Genomic DNA, 20882 nt, shown 5'->3' on the forward strand with positions numbered 1-20882 from the left:
CGCGGGGGAATGAGCCATGCTGTTGAAGATTTCCTATGAGGACGGCAGCGGTCGGGAGGTGATCCCGCTCTCGGCGAACGAGACCTATTTCGTTGGCGAAAGCAGCACGCTGACGCTGCCCGCCGGCGCGGGCGTCGTGCGGCTGCGCGGCAGCCACGTCTCTTCGCCGCAATTCGTGCTGCGGAAATCGGGCCAGGGATGGTCGGTGCAGCATCACGGCCGCAACCCGACGCGCGTCGACGATCAGCCGCTTCGAGCCGGCACGCCGGTTGCGGTATCGGCCGGCATGTCGATCTGGGTGCCGAACGTCACGATCGAGCTCGTCGAGCCGGCCGCGGCCCCCGTAGCGGTCACGCAGTTTCCCGATCAGGAACGCGTGCTCGCCCTGCAGATGGAAATTCACGAGCGCCTGCTGAAGGACACGCAGTATGACCGGCTGGTGAAATCCGCCGATTTCGGCCGCGAGGAGACGCGCACCCGCATCCGCGAACGCCTCGATATGTTCATCAAGGAGGCGCTCGACGCTGCGCCGCAGGATCTCGTCATCCTTGTCATCAAGAACGCCGTCTATCGGTGGCTGGCCAAACGCATTGCCCGTACGGGGCGTCGTGACGCCTCGTCGAATGCAGCAAGCCTCGCGCGCGAGGAGCAGGACAATCGCCGCCTCTTCGACGTCGGCAAGGCGCTGATTTCGGCGCTGCAGCTCAAGCTCAACTTCGAATCCACCCGCTCGGACTTCGCCCAGCTCGATACGCGGTTCAGCGCCGCCTTCCAGTCCCGGCAGGCCCTTTTCAACGCCGGCGACCGCTATGAGATCGCCCATATGCACCTGCGCTCCAGCATCGAGGAGCTGATGTATCGCTGGGGGACGATCTCCGAGCTGATGGATCTCGACGTCATCTCGGAAATCATGGTGACGCGCTACGACGAGATCTACGTCGAAAAATTCGGCCTACTGGAGCGGTATCCTTTCGCCTTCGCCAATGAGCGGCAGCTGATGAAGGTGATCGAGCGCATCGCCGTCGATTCCAACCGCTCGATCAACGAGAGCGAGGCGATGGCCGACTTCCGCATGCCGGACGGCTCACGCGTCAACGCCGTCATTCCGCCGCTGGCGGTCAAGGGCGCCTGCCTCACCATCCGCAAGTTCGGCGGCAAGTCGCGGCTCGATATCAGCAAGCTGGTGACCGCCGGTGCGCTCAGCGAGCCGATGCGCGCCTTCCTCGAGGCGGCCGTCCGCTCGCGCAAGAACATCGTCGTCTCAGGCGGTACCGGCTCCGGCAAGACGACGCTCTTGAACAGCCTGTCGCAGTTCATCCCGATCGGCGAGCGCGTCGTTGCCGTCGAGGATACGTCGGAACTGCAACTCGACGGGATCCATGTCGTCTATCTGCAATCGCGGCCGAAGACGGCGGAGTCCGAGACCAGTGTCACCATCCGCGATCTCGTGCGCAACGCGCTGCGCATGCGGCCCGACCGCATCATCGTGGGCGAGTGCCGCGGTGCGGAGGCGATCGACATGCTGCAGGCGATGAACACCGGCCATGCCGGCTCGATGACGACGGCGCATGCCAACACACCACAGGACATGATGACCCGCCTGGAGGTGATGGTGCTGCAGGGGCAGAGCTCTCTGCCTGTCATGGCGATCCGCCAGCAGATCGTTGCCGCCGTCGAGCTCGTCGTGCAGCTGAACCGCCTGGCGAACGGCCGGCGCGCGGTGACCGAAATATCCGAGGTGATCGGCATCGATCCGGATAGCGGCCTCATCATTGTCGAGCCGATCTTCAATCTCGTCGGGCGCGCCGGCGGACAGGCCGTGCATGCCTTCACCGGCTATCTGCCGAGCTTCGTCGCCGAGCTCGTCGAGTTCGGCGAGGACGGCGAGATCGAAAAACTGGACATGTTCGTCTGAGGGGGGAAGCGATGAATATCAGCATTCTGCAGATCTTTACGGTCGCCCTCGGCGCAGTGACGGCCGGACTGCTCGTCTGGGGCGCGCCGGTGCGCTGGCCGGCGCCGCTCTTACGCGCAACCGAACGTGACATCGCGCTCGCCAGCGAGGCAGCGCAGGTCTTCGGGCGCGATGCCGTTCCGCCCTATACGATGATCCTCGCCTACGGCATCACGGCGATCGTCGTCTTCATCGTGGTCTCGCTGATATTCGGGCCGATCTTCGGCTTCGTCGTCGCCATCCCGGTCGCCGTCTTCCTGCCCAAGGGCGTGATCCGTTATTTTCTGCAGCGCCGCTGGCTGCAGATCGAATCCCAGCTTCCCTATGCCGTCGACCAGATCGTCTCGGCGGTGCGCACCGGCAAGCCGCTTGCCATCGCCGTCAATGCGGTGGCCGATACCGGCCAGATGCCGGCCTCGCGCGAGTTCGAGCGCATCGCCCGCGAGCAGAAGCTCGGCATCGGCCTGGTGGAGGCGCTCGATCGCCATGGCCGCAACGTACCGAGCCTGCATTTCAAGATGGTCGACGCGGCCCTTGGTCTTTTTGCCCGCCAGGGCGGCGACATTTCCGAGCCGCTGACGGAAATGTCGAAATCCTTCAAGGAAATCTGGAAGCTCGATCAGAAGATCACGACCTCGTCGTCGCAGGCGCGCATGAATTTCCGCGTCGTCAACGGCGGTGCGCTGTTCATGATCCTGATGATCTTCTTCGGCCAGCCCGAACTGATCGACAAGGTGTTCGGCAACGCCATCGGCATCGTCATCGCGATCGTCGGCGCCATACTTTACGCCACCGGTTTCTTCTGGATGCGCTCGATGATGAAGGTGTCGGTCTGATGTCTCAGATACCCCTTGGCCTCATCGCCGTCGTCTTTGCCGGGATCACCGCTGCGCTGTTCGTCTGGTGGATCGGCGACATGCTCGGCAGCATTCAGGTGGTGCGCCGGTCCGCAGGCGGCGATGGTCCGCCGCCGAATATCGTCGACAGCATCGGCATGCGCACGCCGGTCGAATTTGTGCTGACGCATTTCGAGACCCTCCTGGCCGATTACGGCGCACAGCTCGAGCAGAAGTTGATCTATGGCGGCCGGCCGTTCGGCGGCGTGACGGGGCGGGAATATATCGCGCTTCTCGTCGTTCTGAGCCTCTTCGGTTTCGTCGTGCTCGGCCTGCTGTTCGGGATTGCCAGCGGCAGCGTGATCGGCGGGCTGGTGGCCGGGCTGATCCTCGGCCTGATCCCCGCCATCTATTTCTGGGTCGTCGCCGACGACAAGGCGCAGGATCGCAAGGAACGCATTTCGCGCGAGTTTCCCTACTTCCTCGATCTTGTCGTCATGACGCAGCAGGCGCAGGCGACCTTGCCGGAAAGCCTGAGGCTCTATGCCGAGGCGGCACCCGGCACCGTCATGAGCGAGGAGATCGAACAGACGCTGAAGGACGTGGCGCTCGGCACCGGCATGATCGAGGCGCTGCAGCGGCTGGAGCGCCGCATGACCGCCGAAGAAGTCATCCGCGTCATCCGCGCCGTGATCCAGGGTGAAGTCGAGGGCAGCAACCGCGTCGAGCTGTTGCGCGAACATGCGCGCGACCTGCGCTTCCGCCGCTGGGAAAAGGCCGACAGGGCCAGTGAAAAGCTGAAGGCCAAGATCGTCATGCCGGCGATGATGATCGTCGTGTCGATCCTGCTTCTGGTGCTGGCCCCGGCAATAGTCGAGATGATGTCGAGTGGGATGTTCTGATCATGGTCTTTTCCTTCTTTCGCGGAAACAAGCCAAGCCTTCTGCAGACCGGTCCCGGCGGCCAGAGCCGCAGTCATGTGCTCGACCGGCCAGAAATGTCGATCGGCCGGGCTTCCAATGCCGATATCGTCGTCGACGATCCGTTCCTGGCGCCGATCCATGCGCGCATCGAGCGTCAGAGCGACGGTGGCTTCATCATTCGCCGCATGGGACTGAACCCGATCATGCTGCGCGGCGAAGCGCTGTTGCAGACGGCGTCGCTGAAGGCCGGCGACAGCTTCCGTCTCGGCAAGGACGTCGAATTCCAGTTCGTCGTCAAGGCCGCCGCCAAGGAGGCGCCGAAGAAGGAGGCTTCCAAGGTCGGTGACGACAAGCCGAAGAAGTCGTTGCTCAAACAGCCGGCCTTCCTGGCCGGCATGGGGGTCGCCTATCTCGCCATCGTCGGCATCATCGGCTACGTGATCCTGTCCGGCGGCGGCAGCGCGGAAAGTGGCCCGACGGCAGAGCGCATCAATGCGGAAGCTGGCCGCATTCCGACATGCATCAAGAATGCCAGGCGCATGCGCCAGGTCTCCGAGCAAAGTTTCAACGGGGCCGTCGGCGGCCGTGTCGGCAGGGATGGCGAGGCAACCTATGCCGCCCTTTCGCTTGCAGCCGAACCGGCTGACGACGCCGCGCTGGCAAAGGCCGCCGAGCCGATCGTCGAGGCCTACAAGCGCACGGCACTCGCAGCCCTTGCCTCGGAAAACCGCGGCAACAACACACTGGCGCGGAGCCTCTACCAGCAGACCTACGATCTCGTCCCCGACATCAACTGCTCGGCCGCGCGCTTCGCGCTGCAGCGCCGTGCCGCCACGAAGCCGATTGCTAGACGGTGAGCGCAGGCCTGTAGCAGGCAATGCTCGCCGGTGCTGGGGTGATCAGCCGCGCGCGCGTTGGCTGCTCTATCGCTGCCCGAGGGGCTTGGCCTTCCCCGCCTCGCATTCCGGCAGTCGCACAGGTTTGGCGAGGTTCGCCAGCGCCTCGGGCTTGGCGCATGCCGGGAAGCCAGCGAGCGGCATTGTCTCTATGAACCGATTGCGCTCGATTATGCTTAGGCCGGGTTCACTGATCATGCTCTCGACAGTCACCTCGGGGTGCTGCTTGAGAGTTTCCATAGCTGAAGCATGCGCCTCATCAGTTCGACCCAGTGCCGCAAGCGAGCTGCTACGGACCACCCAAGTCCACCTTTGGTAGTTGTTAGGCGTCATGCGCTCCAACATCGTCACCGCGTCTTCATACCGCCCCGCCATAAAATAGGCAGGTGCGAAGAAGTTGGACGCCCACATCGGATAATTCGGGTCGAGCCGCATGACCTTGTCGACCATTTGAGCACCGCGTTCTGGTTCGCCGAAGCGTGCTGCATAGCCGCTGTAAAAAGTCAGGATTTCGGACGAACCCGGAGCGAGACGAAGGGCCGTGTCGAATTCGGCCTTCCCGCGGCCCATATCGCCCCTATTGGCAAGGCTCATACCAAACACCGCATGGGCTTCAGCGTCGCTCGGATCAAGCCGCACCGCGCGTTCGGCCACATCGGCGGCCACCTTGCGGTTGCTCTCGGGATTGACGCCAAACACACCCATCAGATCATGAGCATGGTAAAGCTCTACCCAGGCCCGTGCCAGCCCCGGGTCCAGCTCGACGGCGCGGTTGAGAAACGTGATGGCCTCCTCGTCATCGGCTTTGGTGAGCTTTTCGATCTTCTCGGACCCGAGTAGATAGTAATCATAGGCATTCAGGTTTTCAGGCCGCTTGCGTTTGGCTGCAGCCCGCCCGGCCTCTTGAATCAGTCCCACTCCGCCGCCGAGGCGGTTGGCGACCTGTTCTGCGATTTCGGTCTGAACGGCGAACACGTCCTCGGCGGGCCGGTCCCAATTCTCCGACCAAAGATGGTGGCCGGTTTTTGCATCGATCAACTGTGCTGTGATCCGTACCCGGCCACTCTGCCGCTGGATCGAGCCTTCCAGCACAAAGCCGACATGGAGCGCGCTTGCGACCTGGCGGGCATCCACGGGCTTGCTTTTATAAAATTCCGTCGAATTCCGCGCCACCACCTCGAATTCGGGAAACCGCGCGAGGTCGGTGATGATGTCCTCAGTCAGGCCATCGGCCAGACGCCCGCTGGCCTCGTCGCCGCCATAATTGTTGAAGGGCAGCACCGCCACCGAAGGCTTGCCACTCAAAGGTTCCGGCTGCAAGAACCACCAGACCCCGCCGCCCGCCAGAGCAAGCGCCACGATCGACGCCGCAGCCGTTTTAGCCCAGCGCGGTATCATTTTGAGAAGGGGCCGACGCGCCCGTTTGCCGTCGAGTCTCAGCCGATACATCCGTACCGGGCGGCTGATGTTCTTGACCTGCTGCTCTCCGGCGAAATCGAGCGGCCAGTCGAGTTTGCCCTGGAGATGATCGTATGCCGTGCCCGACACCACCACGCCGCCCGGCTCCGCCAAATGCTCCAGCCGCGCGGCGACATTCACCCCATCCCCATAGACATCGCCATCCACCAAGGCCACATCGCCCAGATTGATCCCGACGCGAAATACGATGCGCTCAGGCTCCGGTAGGTCGGCGTTGCGCGCCGCCACGACATTCTGAAACTCCGCGGCGCAGGCAACCGCATCAACCACGCTGTCGAAGGCGACGAGCGTGCCGTCACCCATCAGCTTGATAACGGTGCCATGGCGCTGGGAGATGGCGGGATTGATCAGTTCGGCGCGGATGGCCTTCAGTCGCTTGATGGTGCCGGCCTCATCGGCCTCCATCGCCTTCGAGTAGCCGACCATATCCGCCGCTAGGATCGCGAGCAGCTTCCGGTCAAGCGTGGGGGTACCCATCATCATTGCCTTGCATGAACATGCAATAGTGTCCGCAGTCTACACCCATCGACGCGCCGCAACTAGCACACCGCCAAAACGGCATGTCTGCTTGTGGTGCTATCCGGCCCAGAGCCGAAGCAGACCTCACGCGTCCCAAAGGGACGCTCCGCATCCGCACAACGACGCTGCCATAAATGATCTTCATCGAGGGAGGCATGATGATGCAGAAGAATGCGGCGGACTTCAGCCTTGAGGGCGAGGTGACGGCGAACCCTTCGGCTTTGACCAGTCCCTGAGAAAGGCAGCGCTCCGCCACCGTTTCGAATATATGTCGCAGGATATCGCTTTGGCGGAGTCTACCATGCCGGTTCTTAGAGAAACTGGAATGGTCCGGCAGCCTGCCATCGGGGCCAAGTCGGCAAAAACCAACGATGGGCGAGATTGAGATGCACCTCCTCGCACAGCCGCCGCTCGGAACGGATGCCCATGCAACTGCCAATGATCAGCATTCGCATCATCAACTCGGGATCAACGGACCCACGCCCTGTGTTGCCGCAGAACGGCCTCAACTGCCCTCGAACGCTATCGAGATCGAGGTGTCTATCAATACCACGCAGCAGAGGAAGGGACATGATCACCGAGGCTGAAGTCGTAGAAGAGCTACGCCGGAGTCTCCTGACATCCCATCATGGCTCAATCCTCCGCAAATCGATGCGATGATTTAATCACGGTCCTGCTGCACGACAATCCTGAGTTTTTCAACGCTATCGGCGCAAACGTGACGTCGAAAGGCGAGTAGCCCCTCGAAATTCGGACTATCTTTGCGCGCTTGAGGGCAGGTCCGGTCGTCGCTCTCCAACTCCCTGCCGGACGAGACTTAGAGCTGCGATACCCGCCTCATCGGCCGCACGCAGAAGCGCTTCCCGGAATTGTTCCGGGGCAATCTTCCCGCTCAACGCGTCGACGCAGGCTTTGACGGCAGCCACATATTCCTCGCCGTCATCGCAAGGCCAGTCGTTGATCAGGAGACGCGCCGCGTCGCCCAGCGTCCATACGATCTTGCGAGACGCCGGGCCTCGCAAAGCAAACCCAACCGGCGTGAATGCTGATGATGTATTCCAGCACATTGTCCTCGACCCCTCAAGGCACGGATACCGCAGTTCCCACGTTCAATATACGCGCGTAATTTGTAATTTGGAATTGAAAAGTGTTGAGGTGTGCGGCTTGAACGCGAGCAGCCGGATGAAGAAGAAGGGGCGCCTTGGAACCTTATGTCGGAGCGCCCTGCGCTCCGTCGAAATGTTGCACTGATGGACGCATTCCGGGTTCGCAGCAGTTTACCCCGCCCGGGTGTCAGCGGCGCACGCTTCCCTATTCGGTCCCACGTTTCGCTGCGCTCACCGCAATTCGGCGGTGACGCGGAAGATGCCGCCAGCGGAGGCGTCGGAGCAGACGACGAAGGTCGAGCCCTCTTGCGCCATGAAGGCGACATTGCCGCCGGCCTCGCAGGGAGTGGCGCTCCATTGCAGGATGATATCGCCATTGTCGGGCAGTTTCTCCGGTGTGATCTTCGCCGCACTTGCCATCCATTCCGTCGCCGACGGCAGGTGGACGGGCGCGTTCAACTGCTTCGACAGCCAGGCCGTATAGTTCTGCGCCACGGCAAGCGGCACGTCGTCGGCCGGCTGCTGCGGATTGTCGGCATAGGCCTGTGCTGCGGCGGGATCGGCATTGGCGGTGTAATATTCCGCCATCTCCGCACGGGTGACCGCCTTCGTCTGCATGCAGAAGGACTTGTCGATCTTCACGGCGTCATTGGCAACGCCAAGCATGCCGCCGAGCTCCTTCATCGAGGAGGTCATCAGCCGGACGTTCTCCAACGAATAACTCCCCGCCGGGACGGTCTCGAAGGCAAGCGTCTGCGAAACCGGGCAGAAGCCGCGCGCCGACAACGCCTCGAGATCGGCAAGGATCGGCTGGTAGGCAACGACCGCCAGCTTATAGGCCTCCGCGCTGTAGCGGCCGTCGGCTTCGCCGATCTTCGGGGCGAGGGCTGCAAGCGTCGGCTCCGCAGCGCCTGCGCGTGTCGCGATCGAGGCGCTGAGATCGGTGACTTTCTGCTTCAGCGCCGTCGCCTCGTCCTTTGCCGCCATGACGTCGGCGATGACGACGTCGAAAAGTTTGGCGGCGTCGCCATAGCCAGACGTCGCGGCCGGCATCTGCCATTGCTCGGCCTTGGCCTTGGCATCCGTCATCAGCCCGCTCGCCTTTTTGACGTCGGGACTGTCGCCGGCGCCGATGCGATCGACTGTTTCGCGTTTTGCCGTCGCGTCCTTTTCGGCCGCGGCAAGTGCGGTGAGCGCCTTGGCGAGATCGTCAAACGTCGTTTTCGATGCGTCGTAGGCGTCGACCGCAGCATGCATCTGCTTGGCAGTGGCGGCGTCGGCGGCAGTCTTCATCTTGGCGTCGGCCTCGGCAAAGCCTGGCGCCTTGTCGCCGCCTGCGGCAGACGCGGCAGCCTTCGCCTTCTCGGCATTCTCTTTCGAGATGCCGATCAGCGCATTGCCGAGATTGATGGCGGCCGTCTGGAAACCCGGAAGCGCCTTTTCGTAATCTTCGTCCTTGAGCAGTGCATCGGCAGACGTCAGCGCCGCGGCACCCGTGTCATAAGCAAGCTTTGCCTGGTCACCGGAAGGGCGCTCCGGCGCCTTGGCGGCGATCGCCTTCTGCTTGCGGCTTTCGGCCTCCTTCTTCCAGGTGCCGACATCGGCGACAAGCTTCGGATCCGGGCGAAGAAGTTTCGGAATGGTGACGACACCGACGCCGATGCAGATGAGGAGCAGTGCGCCGATCATGGAGAGCTTGGCAAGCGTCCACTTTTTCGGTTTCGGCGCCTCCTGCTGCTGTTGCATGCCGCCGCGCGGATCCCACGACATCGGCTGGATGCCCGTGGTCACCCGGGCGAATTCGCCCAGCGCATCGGCGCCCATGCGCGGTCGCTGGGCCGGGTCGCGGCTCAGCATCCTTTCCACCAGGCTTGCAAGGCCCTCGGGAAAACCGGGGATCAGCACGTCCAGGCGGGGAAAGACGTTGGAAGGGTCGAGATGGATGTTCTTCCAGCTCTGCTCGCGCTGGTGCTCGTCTTCCCAGACCATGACGCTGTCGAAGACGCTGGCATAAGTCTGCCGCGGCAGGAAGAGCTTGTAGGCGATCATGCCCATGGCATAGATGTCGAGCGCCGATGAGGCGGAGAAAGTGCCGCTGGCATAGATTTCCGGCGCCCCGAATTCCGGCACGTAGGGCGGGATGATGTGCTCGCCGATCGTCGAGATCAGGTGCAGGTTGCCGATCCGGACAGAGAGGCCGGAATAATCCTCGGAGACATAGATGCACTGGTCCGTCAGCGCATTGTGGGCGTAACCGGCGCCGTGCAGCGTCGCCAGCCCCTCGAGGATGTGGCGGCCGATCTCGACGGCGCGCTCGTAAGCCACCATTTCCGTTTCGTCGAGATATTGGTGCAGCGTTTTCGATGGCCGCTTCTCGACGATATAAAAATTGTCGTCTTCCGGCGACGGCGGAATGAGGTCTTCGATTTCGACGAAGCGCCGCGCCGTCAACGATTTGGCCTCGTTGATGGAGGTCCAGACCCGCTCGAAACGAGCTTTGTCCAGTTTCAGCGCCACATCGGGCGTGACGATGAAGACCGCATGGTCCATCCGCTTGTCCTGAGCGGGATAGACGATGAACTCGTTTTCATAGATCGGCTCGCCGATCGTGTAGCGGGCGATCAGATCACTTCTCATGCACGTGTCCCCCTGCATTCATTACATTCATGAAACCGAATTCTATTCGCCTGCCAGTAATGGATCGCCGATCAGGCCTGCAGCGAGCAGCAGGCCACTTCTCGTATCGCGAAGCGCGAAGGCAAAACGGGCATCGGCGACCACGCGAACAAGCTTCGGATCGATGCTGCGTTCCGTGATAACAGCCGTGGCTGCCGCCGCCTCCGTCCCGTTTTCGTCAACCTTGATCATCGTCTTCTGCAGGACGCGCGACAAGCGGATGTTTTCCTTGGTGAAACTCGGGAACCCCGCATCCTTGGCCTTCTCGGGCGCCACTCCCATCGCATTGAGTACCGGCATCAAATCACGCCCGTCGTTCAGGGAAAAGCGGGGCAGGAAGATTTCGCCCTTGGCCGCTTCGAATTTCTCGCCCTGAAGCCAGGAAGCGAGCGTCTTCAGGTCCGCGCCGCCCACACCCTTGCCGGAGCGCGCCGCCACCACGACCATGCTGTAGCCCTCGCCGGCATAGGCGAGATCGACGGCCGAGAACTTCTCGTCGGAGCGGAACCTCTGCCCGTCACTGGCAAGATGCATCATCGGTACCGAAATCGTCGAGCCATCCGGCCGCTGAAAGGGGCTGGCCGGGCTCTCCTTCTCGAACGACGTCTTCCAGCGCGCCTTGAAGGAAAGCGCACCGAGGCTGACGAAGCCGCCGCCGGGCGGTGCGTCGAGGATTGACGGAATGGCGCCCCTCGTTGCGTCCTTGACCCAGCCGTTGATGTGCTCGACCGATTTCGGTCCGTCGAGATCCTCGATCGAAGGCTTGATGTGGTGACCGGCGAGCATGGCGAGTGCGTCGGGGACGAGCACCAGCTTGTCGTCGAAGACGATCGCGACCGCCGTCGCCAAAGGCGCATCCGCCGCTGCCGGCTTTTCCGGGGACATTGCCTCAAGCGCCGTCTCCGGTCCCTTTACCGCACCGCCGAAGCCGAGGCCTTTGGCGATCGAGGCCTTGCCCGCATCGGAGGCGCCGAGGCCTGCGAGACCGAGTGCTGCGGCAAGGCTTGCCGGCGACACCATGATATTGGCAGCACCCTCCTTTGCCAGCGTGCGATCGATCAGTTCGGCGGCAAGCCCGGCTTGTGCGGCAAGCATCGCCTTGCTGTCGCCGGAGTTGCCGGCATGGGCGGCCGGGGCAAGCGTCATCAGGGAAGCGGCAAGACCCGCCAGCAGAGTGGATTTCGGCATGGTTCGCTCCTGTTCAGCGGACGCGATAGAATTTGGAATCGAACGACCATTTGCCTTGGGCGCCGGTCTCGTCGTCGCCGACGATCCTGAGGCTTCGAGCGAGATCGTAGACATAGTTGAAGGCGGCGCGCTGGCCGACGAGCGGCGTCGGCACATCGGGCAGATCGAGCACTTCGATCGGCTTGTCGCTGAGGATGGCAACGACCATGCCGACGCCCGCCGGTCCCTCCACCACATATTCGAAGCCGGTATAGGGATTGCGCGCATCGGGCACCACGACCGGCCTGGCCGGATCAAGCCGGTTGTCGCCGCTTTTGGCGGTCGGTTTCAGGCCCATCGAGCGCTTGTTCGGGTAAAGCTGCGTCAGCTTGCCGGAGGCGTCGATATCGACCAGGATCAGGTAACCGGACTTCTTGGTGGAGACGCGCATCGCCACCTTGTCGCCGATGCTGACCGCGGTGCCGGGCAGCACGTCGACGGCAACGCCGGCCTCATTGTCGCTCTTCAGCGTATTCTCGACGGCGGCGACCGCCGTCTTCGCCTCCTCGCCGGTAATCACATCCCGGCCGAGCGCATCCGGCTGGCCATAAAATTGCGGCACCGGCGTGAAGCGGCAATCCTCAGCATGCGTCCGGCAATATTCGTCCGATTTGCGCCGGACATAGTCGAGAAGGGCGGCATTGCTGACATTCGGCTTGTCGGCGGCGCGTGCCACGCCATCCTGCACGCCTTCGATGAAGCGGCGGGTGAAGACGCCGACCGGCGGCTTGGCTTCGCGATCGACAAGGGCCCACTGCCCCGCGTTGACGGCCGACCAGACCATGGCGCTTTCGCCGCCGAAGGAGAATTTCGCTTCCTTGCCTGACTTGTTCGGCGGTTCGAGCGCTGCCAGCGCCGGGCCGAGGCACCGCACCGTGCCGGAGGGCGCTGCCACCGCGCTGCGGCTGCCGGGCCCGACATGGCAGGCATCGATCAGCAACGTGACGCGGCGATCCTTGAGGCTGTTCAGCCGTGCGGCGATTTCGGTTTCGCGGATCTGGTTGGTGACGGTCACCTTGCCGGCCTCGCGCACCAGCTTGGCATCGACTGCCACCAGCGTCGGGCTGGTCGTTTCCTCGGCGCCCATTTCTTCCGACCCCTGGCCGCTGAAATAGAGGAAGACGCGGCTTCCGGGCGTCGACTGGCGCACCAGCCAGTCGTCGATCTCGGCAAGGATTGCTTCGCGGGTCGCCTTGCGGTTGGTCAGCGTGTGGATCTGTTCCGGGCGGTAGGCGAGCGTCTTGACGAGGAAGACCTGCATCGCCTTCACATCGGTGGCGGAGCCGGTCAGTTTGGCTTCACGCATTTCGTAATCGTCGATGCCGATCAACAGCGCACGGTCGCCGGGCGAGCTTTCGATCACCGGCGTCTTGACAACAGGTGGCTGAACGGCGGGTTCGTCGGCGACGGGCTTGTCAGCCGGCGGAGTATCGTCAGCAGCAGGAGCGTCGGTGGTGCCGGCCGGCGCTGTATCGCCGGCAGGCGGCGTGATGGCGAGATTGGCCTCTTCCTGCCCGGACTGCCTCTGCTTCGTCCCGCCACCGCTCGTGGTGGACGCGACCTGATCGTCGGCAGCAGGCTCTTCAACGTTTGGCACGTCGCCATCGGTCTTTGCGGCGATCCAGTCGCGGAAGGCGGCAACACGGGTATACACACCGTAATGTTCGGCCTCGGCGCAGCCGGCACCCCAGCTGACGATGCCGAGCTGGATCCAGCGCTTGTCGGGACGCTGGGCGACGAGCGGTCCGCCGCTGTCGCCCTGGCAGGCATCCTTGCCGCCCTCGGCGTAGCCTGCGCAGACATTGCGCTCGTCGATCGGGTTCATCCGCATCGAGCTGTCGCGATAGGCGGCGCGGCAGTCCTCGCGCGGGACGATCGGCAGCTCGACTTCCTGCAGCTCGGTCGGCAGGTATTTGTCGTCCCAGCCGTGATCGGCTTTGGTGTAACCCCAGCCGGTGACGACGGCCGGGTGGCCGGCGGCCTCCACTTCGTCATCCGAGGCCGAGGCAAGGATCGCCGGCTTCGATTTGGCGGGTTCGCTCAGCTTGATGAGGGCGATGTCGTTGGCGAAGACCTTGCGATCGAAATCCTCGTGAATGATCACGTCTTCGACGGCAAGACCCGGCTTGTCGGGCCCGTCGACGGAGATCACCTTGTCGATCTTCGACTTGCCCTCGACGATCAGCAGGTCGCGGGCGAAGAGATCCTGCTTGCCGGAGCGGCCGCTGGTGACGCAATGGGCGGCCGTCAATATCCAGCGCGGTGCGATCAGCGAGCCGCCGCAATGGCCGCCGAAGCGGCCGCGCTGTTCGGGGTCGGGCGCCAGGATCTTCACCTGCCAGGGCCATTCGCCCTTCTTGGCCGCCTGGCCGCCGATGACACGCCCGCCATCCTCGCCGGCAAAATCGGTGTCCTGCTGCGCCAGCACCGGAGCAGCCAGAAGCAGCATGACGGACGCAATATTGAGGACCCTGCTGATCGACGTGCTCATAGCTTGGCTCCGGCGGAGGTATAGAGGACCGTAAATCCGACACGTGCGCCCTCGGGCAGGAATTCGCCGAAACGCTTGGCGATATTGCCGGCGGTGCGGCGCCTGTCGTTCTGTTTCAGGAATTCCACAAGTTCGGGCATCGGGGTTTCAGAGGTGACGGCGACGAGCAGGTCCGTGCCGAAAGGTGCGACGACGGAAAGATCGAGATCGAAGGTCTGAGACATCGCAGCATCGACCTCCTTCTCGTTGGGATAGAGGAACTGTACGGTTCCATCGCCGGTGACGTCGAAGAGCACCAGCTTGCGATTGGCAATATCCGAAACCGTGACGCCGACCCGCTCGCTTTCGCGATGGACGGCGTCGGAAGGCGTCACGCGCACGGTTTGCGGGTTTGTCTCGGACAGCCGCTTGAGGGTATCGAGCGCGGCCATCCGGTCGACGACGAAAGGCATGTCGCCGGCGCCGATGGCGGATGCGACGACATCGCCGCCGGCGATCGCCTCGCGTTTTTCCGGATCGAAGACGAGTTCGGCATCAGCACCCTCCGTCAGCTTGAACGGCGTGACGGCAGGATCGATCCCCTGCAGCACCGGCTCGGAGCCGAGGGCGGCAACGCTGATCGGCGCGGGCTCGGCAGGCAGCGGAGCGTTTGATTTCTCCGTCGCCGCCTGCGCTCCCGCCCCTTCGTAATTATAGACAACGGCGCGATCGAGATCGGTTCCCGGCGGGCTTTCGGTAAAGATGTTCTGCCGCTGGTCGGTGAACTGGTAGACCGCCTGGCGCACATATTCGAACAGCTCGCGGCGGCTGACGGCGCCGTCGCCGTTGCGATCGGCCGCCCCTTCGAAAGCGCGGGCGGTGGCATAGCTCAGCGCGCCGCGTTTTTGCGGAATTCCGGGAATTGATATCTCGGGGGACTTGGTGTTCTCGTCAACGGCGGCAAGAAAGGTCAGCCGCTTGAAATCGAAGCCGGTGGACAGTGCATCCGCCGTGGTCGAGATCGGCGCGAGGTCGTCCTCCTCGATCGTATAGGACGGCGCCTGGCGCCAGGTGATCTCGGCGCCGCGCGGATCGACGTCGCGGGTCATGCCGCCGGCATGGCAGGTATCGGCGATGAAGACGACATCGGCGCCCTTGGTCTCCAGATTGCGAATCAGCGCCTTGAACTCGTCTCCGAAGATGCGTTCCCGTGATCCGGGCAGCCGAGTGTCGAAACCGGCAAGCACATAGACCTCGTCGCGGCCGCTCGGTTTCGAGCCCTTGACGCGTTCCGGCTCACTCGACCCGTGGCCGGCAATGCCGAGCACGACGAGGTCGCCAGGCCCCGCCCTTTCCGTCACGGCCTCGATCGCATTGAAGATGCCCTCGCGGTCGGCCGCACCATTTTTCAGCAGCGTCATGTCCTCGACGCCGACCGAGCGCAGTGAAAGCGAAAGGTCCTCGGCATCGGCGACGGCGCCATGCAGCGGCGGAACGTTGCGGTAGAGGTCGATGCCGATCAGCACCGCCCTGACCGCGCCGCGCTCCGGCGCTTCGATCACCCTTGCCAGGCTATCGGTGGCCGCCATGGTGAGGAGGGCAAGTGCTGCGGCCATGGAAATGGATGCGGACATGGCCAAACTCCCCTCGCCCCAGCTATTCGCGGCGCCATTCGACGCGGCGGTTCAGCGCATCGACGTCGTCTTCGGTGAGGTTTGCGGTTGCCGTCACGTCCACCGGCTCGGATGCGCCGCGGCCCTCGGCGTCGATTGTCGCGTCGATGCCGTTGCTTTTCAGGAAATCGGCGACGGCCTGGGCGCGGCGTTCGGAAAGCTTCTGATTGTAGTCGTCACCGCCGCGCCGGTCGGTATGGCCGATGAGGATGACGCGTCCGGGCTTCTGCTCCTTCAGCGCCTCCAGCAGTTCCTCAGCGGCTTCGGTGCCGATCGAGGTGAAGCTCGACTTGTTGAAATCGAAGGTGATCGGAACCGGAATGGAGACCGGCACGATGCCGCGCACATTCTCGGAATAGATGCCGCCGAGCACGCCGCTGCGGTGATCCTTCTCGGCCGGCACGAAGCTGCCTTCGGGATGGTCGCTGGTCGGGTTGGCGGCAAGGATGCGGGCCTGGGCGGCGCGCTGGATGAGATCGGAAATCGTCTCGGCCGGCGGCGCCTTCGGCGTGCGGGTCTCGTTCTTGATGATCTCGATCGCCTGCTGGTAGTCGGCAGCGGCATCGGCGAAGCGGCGGGCGGAGAAATAGATCTCGCCGAGCGTGGCGGAAGCCTGCCAGAGCACCTGCGGGCTATCGGCGGCGATAAGCAGCGGCTCGTAATCGGCGACCGGCTGGTTGGCGGCCATCATCTCCTGGGCAGCGGAAAGCCTGAGGGCTGCCACGCGGCGCTGAGCGTTCACCTGGAACTGCCCGCAATCGGCGCTGACGGCGATCGTGTCGGCTTCAGCGGCGGCAGCCGTGATATCCTTGGCGGCAACGGCCGTGTTCAGCTTGTCGAGAAGAGCGGTGCAAACCGGCGTATCGGCATTTGCCACCTCGATCTCTTCGCCGGCACCGGCGGCTTCGCCAGGTTCGGCCGAACGGCCGAGGTTCAGCTGCGGCATCTTGATGCTGAAGCCGCCGGGCAGCTTGAATTGCGGCATCTTGATCTGCGGCATCGGCAGTTTCGGCATCTTCGTCTGGGACGTCTGGGCCGGCTGCTTATACTGCGTGGTCGGCTGCTTGTATTGGGTCGGCTTGGTGGATGAGGTGGTGTCGGCTGGACCGATCAGTTGCAGTTCGTCGGCGGCAAGCTCCTGGCCGGGCGCCAGATTGGTGACGATCTTGTATTTCTTCGGCGGCTGTTGTGTTGCCTGCTCGACAGGCTTCGGCGCCACCTTTTTCGGCTTTTCCACCACCGTTTCCGGCTTCTTCACCGGCTTTGGCTTCGGCGTGACCGCAGGCTTGGTCGATTCGACTGGCTGTTTTGCCGCCTGCTCGACCGGTGCCGGTTTTGCCGTGGGAGCGGCTGCGACGGGCGGGGCGGCGGGCAAGCTGTCGACCGTCGTCAGCGTCAGCGTCTTGCTGCTGATCTTGGTGCCGAGGCTGCGGGCTTCTTCGAGACTGCGGGAGACGGCTTCCATGCCGCCGTCGACGGAGCGGAACATGCCGGCGCCGCTGCCGCCGAGATCCGCGAAGATCGTCAGCGGCTTGGAGGAATAGAAGACCTTGATCTGCTCCTGGCCGACCGGGCCAGAAACCTGCAGCCTGGCCCCGCTTGCCGGATCCGGCACCTGCACGCGCTTGCCGGCGCCAACGAGCGCGTCGGTCTGATATTTGTTCGGGAAAAGCTTCACCACAGAACCGTTCGGCGAGACGTTCAGCACCGTGACATAGCTGTTCTCGGTCGATTGGATGAAGAGGCCGACAACTTCGCCGATGGCGTATTTGGCTTCAGCGCGATCGAAGGTGATGCTGACAGGCCCGGTTTGTGCCGGCGCTTCGGTCAATGTGCGTTCGTTCTGCGCCTCGACGGCGGGAACCACCGAAAAGAACGAAAGAAAGGTGGCTGCGGCTAGGATGGCTTTGCGGTTCGGCATTGGAAAACCTCCTCTTCGAACAATCTCACACTGTGTTGAAGATGAGAATAGCACTGACCGGCGAAATTGGGATGGCTTTGCCTGTCTTGCTTGAGGGAGGGTTACAAATTATTTGGAGCCTGGAAGAATCCACCAAGGCAAAGACGTGAGCAAGACTCACGCTCGGCAATATCCGGCGCCTTTTATAGTCCGTTCGACTGCAAGGTGACGGTTAGTTCTTGGGTTTTTGCCCGGCCGATTTCAAAATCGAGATCAGGTCGCTCATTCCTTCGGGCGAGGAATTGTAGAGCCAGAGAATATCCGGATTGTCGACCGTGAATTCCTTGCCGGGGCCTGAACCCATGTCGCGGCCGGGCGAGGTCGCGTCGGGCAGCTTGTCCTCGCCGGGTGCCAGCCCCTTGGCGGTTTCGTGTTTGGCGATGATCGCAGTCGCCGCAGCAAAGGCCTTTTCGTCATGTTGGCGCAGCGCTGCCAGCGACGGGTTTCGCGCCGCAAGCGCGTCCTCAGCCGGGCCGGAATAGGCAAGCCGGGGTATCTGCAGTGCCAGCAGAAGGCCGATCGACAAGGTTATGAGCCAGGATTTCGTCATCGTCGTCAAATCCGTTATCAACCTGATGCGCCGCAATAGGGCAAGCAGCACGACAATAGGGAGGGGCCGGAAGGATGGCAACGGCGCTCAGTGCCAATCGATTGGGAGGGTTGAAATCGACTGGCCAAGGCGCTTTCGCTCCTTGTTTTATGCATGTCGTTAACCCGGAACCGCTGCACACTTCCGGGCGACATGCATCAGAGGATCTTCAATTGCTGCAGGCTAAGGCGCAGGTCGCGCAGCATCTCGCCGAAGATCTCCTCGATCATTCCCGTCGACCAGACGACCATGGTGCCGTAGGGCGAGCGCTTGCGCTGCATGAAGCCCGCCGTCTCGAAATCGATCAGCGTCTTGCGGCAGGTCTCGCTCGACATCACGGCGACCAGGAAACGGGCGAGATTGGACTGGTCGATCGCGCCGGCTTTCTCCGCCCAATTCTGGATCAGCCGCGGCTTGGTGTCGGCGGTGAACATCGAGGCGAGCGCCCGATCCTGCGAGAGCCCCAGGCGCTGCAGCTTGGCCGGATCGCGGGTGAGCGAAACCACATAGTCATTGTGCAGATCGGCGAAGCGTTCGATATCCTCGGCGGTGCTGATGCCGAAGACCTTCATCGAATAGAGGAACTCGGCCATCAGATAGGTCGGCTCCGAGCGCAGCTGCGCCAGATGCTTGTCGTCCTTGCTGGCCGAGGCCGCGCAGACGCGATCGGAGAAGTTGATCCTTGCCGCGCGAACCTGCTCCAGCAAGCTTATATCGAGCGCCAGTTCGTCACCGTTCCATTCCAGCATAAGCATTCCCTGCCGACAAATCTTCGAGACGATGTTCTTGTACTATCGCCGGTGCAGATCTCCAAATCGTTTGGAAAGCAACGGCTTGCTGAGAAGCCATATCTAGCCTACCATTTTTGAAAGGCATGACGGTCCTTGGGGGTCGAGGCAATGCGTAGTTTTGGGTCGCATATTTTGTTTGCCGCGACACTTGCGGTCGCCTCGCCGGTTTTCGCCAAAGACACGACGATCATAGAGCTTCGCGGCGGCGACGGCGCTCGTTCGGTCGGCATCATTTCTTCCAACGAGGAGGTCGAGGCATCCGGGCCGGCGGCGATCACCGTGGGGGATGACGGCACCATCTACATCCTCGACCAGAACAACGGCCGCGTGCTCGCCATCGATGCCGAACGCTCGCAGGCAGAGCCTGAGATCCTGCCGCTGCCGGAAAATGCCGCGCCGGAGGATCTCGCCGTCGTCCACAACGAACTCTACCTCTGGTCGGACGGTGTCATGCCGCTCGAGCGCTCCACCGATGCCGACGGCCGGTCGCAGACCCTGCGCGCCGTCGACGGCGGCGATGCCGACGACTACACCCGCTCGGTCTTCGCCTCGATGGGCTCGGTATCGCCCGGTCCGCTGAACAGCATCATCGACGAGATCGGCCGCAGCACCAGCCGGCCCGAGGCCCGCCCGCCGGTCATTCAGTATGTGCCGAGCCGCGGGCTCGGCGATATCGTCGCCGAGGTCTCGGCTGCTGCAAACGACAAGGCGGAAATCCTGCTGCGGCGCAGCAGCTCGGAGGAGAATTTCCTCTCGCTACAGCTCGCCTCGGAAGGCCGCATCGGCACCGTCGAGCTTCTCGACATCGACACGACAGGTAGGCCCTATGCGCTGGTCGAACTCGTGCCCGCCGACCGGCCCGAGCGCACCGGCATGCTGGTGGTGCGCTTCACGCCGAATGGGGCGATGGACCGGGTCTACGACCTGCCGATCGAACCGGGAACGGTGTTCTCCAGGCGCTTCGTGGCAATCGGCCCACGCGGCGACGTGCTCTATCTGCGCTCGCAGGAAAGCCGGGCGCAGGTGCTGCGGCTCGACGGCCGGGAGCCCGGCCGCAAGCTCGCCGCCGCCCTGCCCGCGAAACAGTTGAATGCTGGTAAGCCCGGCAAGACGCCGAAGGTGGCGATCGTGCCGAAATCGCGCAGCGACGTCATCGAGCGGGCCATCGGCTTCGAGACGCTGAACTGGCTGGTGACGCCGGCTGCTTACGGCAGGGATCCGGGTCCGGGCTGCGTCAACATGAACCGGCTGCGCCGTCCGATCTATCTGATCGGTAAGCGCGGCCAGACGGTCAAGGGTGTTCCCTATTGCTGGGGCTGCAAGACGCCGCTCGAGAATTTCATCGGCGGCGTCGAAAAGGGCCAGACCGCCGGCAATGTCTGCACCAAGAGCGCGCCGCAATCCAACGTCCTCGGCGTCGACTGCTCCGGCTTCGTCAGCGACGCCTGGGGCCTGAAGATGCATGTCTCGACGCGCGCCATCCCCGGGATCACCAAGCGGCTCTCCGACCCCTGGTCGATGCGGCCGGGCGACGCGCTGAACAAGCCGGGCTCACATGTGCTGTTGTTCATGCGCTTCACCGATGATCGCAAGGTGGAAGTGATGGAGGCCTCGCCGAATGCCTGCAAGGGCCGCGTCTGCCGCAATACCTATTCGCTCGGCAGCCTGTTGATGCGCGGCTACCAGCCGGTGCGCTTCAAGGGCCTCGACGGCTGAACGCTCGGAGCCTCACGCCGCCGGCCCACTGCATAATTCCTCAAATCGGGATCGATTTAAGGAATCA

At 63.2% G+C, this 20882-nt stretch carries 14 protein-coding genes and 1 pseudogene; 5 read left to right on the forward strand and 10 right to left on the reverse strand.

Annotated features, from left to right (window positions below; translation table 11 throughout):
• Nucleotides 1-16 precede the first annotated feature (16 nt).
• From J3P73_RS31010 to J3P73_RS31025, 4 genes are read left to right on the forward strand one after another with little or no spacing between them, the layout of a single operon-like run.
• Entirely contained in the window at nt 17-1915 is a 1899-nt protein-coding gene (locus J3P73_RS31010; protein WP_130764164.1) for a TadA family conjugal transfer-associated ATPase, read from the forward strand.
• Between the two features lie 11 nt (nt 1916-1926).
• Complete coding sequence (locus tag J3P73_RS31015; protein WP_130720167.1) at nt 1927-2790, forward strand: type II secretion system F family protein; 864 nt, start codon at nt 1927-1929, stop codon at nt 2788-2790.
• Nucleotides 2790-3692 (forward strand): type II secretion system F family protein, encoded by a 903-nt coding sequence (locus J3P73_RS31020; protein ID WP_185828656.1) that lies wholly within the window; start codon nt 2790-2792, stop codon nt 3690-3692. The genes J3P73_RS31015 and J3P73_RS31020 overlap by 1 nt, the downstream gene beginning before the upstream one ends.
• Nucleotides 3693-3694: 2 nt before the next feature.
• Entirely contained in the window at nt 3695-4570 is an 876-nt protein-coding gene (locus J3P73_RS31025) for an FHA domain-containing protein (protein WP_130773004.1), read from the forward strand.
• Nucleotides 4571-4636: 66 nt separating this feature from the next.
• On the opposite strand, the gene J3P73_RS31030 is transcribed toward J3P73_RS31025, so the two are convergent.
• The 10 genes and pseudogenes from J3P73_RS31030 to J3P73_RS31075 form a co-directional block, all read right to left on the reverse strand.
• Nucleotides 4637-6565 carry an adenylate/guanylate cyclase domain-containing protein gene (locus tag J3P73_RS31030; protein WP_130773177.1) on the reverse strand — a complete coding sequence of 643 codons (1929 nt, stop codon included), beginning with the start codon at nt 6563-6565 and terminating at the stop codon, nt 4637-4639.
• A gap of 244 nt (nt 6566-6809) precedes the next feature.
• Nucleotides 6810-7237, reverse strand: a pseudogene (locus J3P73_RS31035) (transposase); the annotation flags it as partial.
• Nucleotides 7238-7362: 125 nt separating this feature from the next.
• A complete protein-coding gene (locus tag J3P73_RS31040) occupies nt 7363-7674 on the reverse strand; it encodes a DUF982 domain-containing protein (protein ID WP_011655309.1) in 312 nt (103 codons plus the stop codon).
• Nucleotides 7675-7944: 270 nt separating this feature from the next.
• Nucleotides 7945-10350 carry a protein kinase domain-containing protein gene (locus J3P73_RS31045; RefSeq protein ID WP_185828657.1) on the reverse strand — a complete coding sequence of 802 codons (2406 nt, stop codon included), beginning with the start codon at nt 10348-10350 and terminating at the stop codon, nt 7945-7947.
• Nucleotides 10351-10392: 42 nt separating this feature from the next.
• The gene (locus J3P73_RS31050; protein ID WP_185828658.1) at nt 10393-11577 is read right to left on the reverse strand and encodes a serpin family protein; all 1185 of its coding nucleotides are present in this window, start codon (nt 11575-11577) and stop codon (nt 10393-10395) included.
• Nucleotides 11578-11590: 13 nt separating this feature from the next.
• On the reverse strand, nt 11591-14107 hold the full coding sequence (locus J3P73_RS31055) for a trypsin-like serine protease (protein WP_185828659.1): 2517 nt from the start codon (nt 14105-14107) through the stop codon (nt 11591-11593).
• A complete protein-coding gene (locus J3P73_RS31060) occupies nt 14104-15720 on the reverse strand; it encodes a caspase family protein (RefSeq protein ID WP_185828660.1) in 1617 nt (538 codons plus the stop codon). The genes J3P73_RS31055 and J3P73_RS31060 overlap by 4 nt, the downstream gene beginning before the upstream one ends.
• 22 nt (nt 15721-15742) lie before the next feature.
• The gene (locus J3P73_RS31065) at nt 15743-17680 is read right to left on the reverse strand and encodes a DUF4384 domain-containing protein (RefSeq protein ID WP_185828661.1); all 1938 of its coding nucleotides are present in this window, start codon (nt 17678-17680) and stop codon (nt 15743-15745) included.
• Between the two features lie 211 nt (nt 17681-17891).
• Nucleotides 17892-18269 (reverse strand): hypothetical protein, encoded by a 378-nt coding sequence (locus J3P73_RS31070; protein ID WP_020397511.1) that lies wholly within the window; start codon nt 18267-18269, stop codon nt 17892-17894.
• Nucleotides 18270-18466: 197 nt separating this feature from the next.
• On the reverse strand, nt 18467-19057 hold the full coding sequence (locus tag J3P73_RS31075) for a hypothetical protein (protein WP_018071626.1): 591 nt from the start codon (nt 19055-19057) through the stop codon (nt 18467-18469).
• A 150-nt stretch (nt 19058-19207) separates the two neighbouring features.
• Here J3P73_RS31075 and J3P73_RS31080 point away from each other — a divergent pair, with 150 nt between their 5' ends.
• On the forward strand, nt 19208-20815 hold the full coding sequence (locus J3P73_RS31080) for an NHL repeat-containing protein (protein ID WP_130673909.1): 1608 nt from the start codon (nt 19208-19210) through the stop codon (nt 20813-20815).
• The last annotated feature ends 67 nt before the right edge of the window (nt 20816-20882 follow it).

This window comes from Rhizobium ruizarguesonis (genome assembly GCF_017357285.1).
Classification (GTDB): domain Bacteria; phylum Pseudomonadota; class Alphaproteobacteria; order Rhizobiales; family Rhizobiaceae; genus Rhizobium; species Rhizobium ruizarguesonis.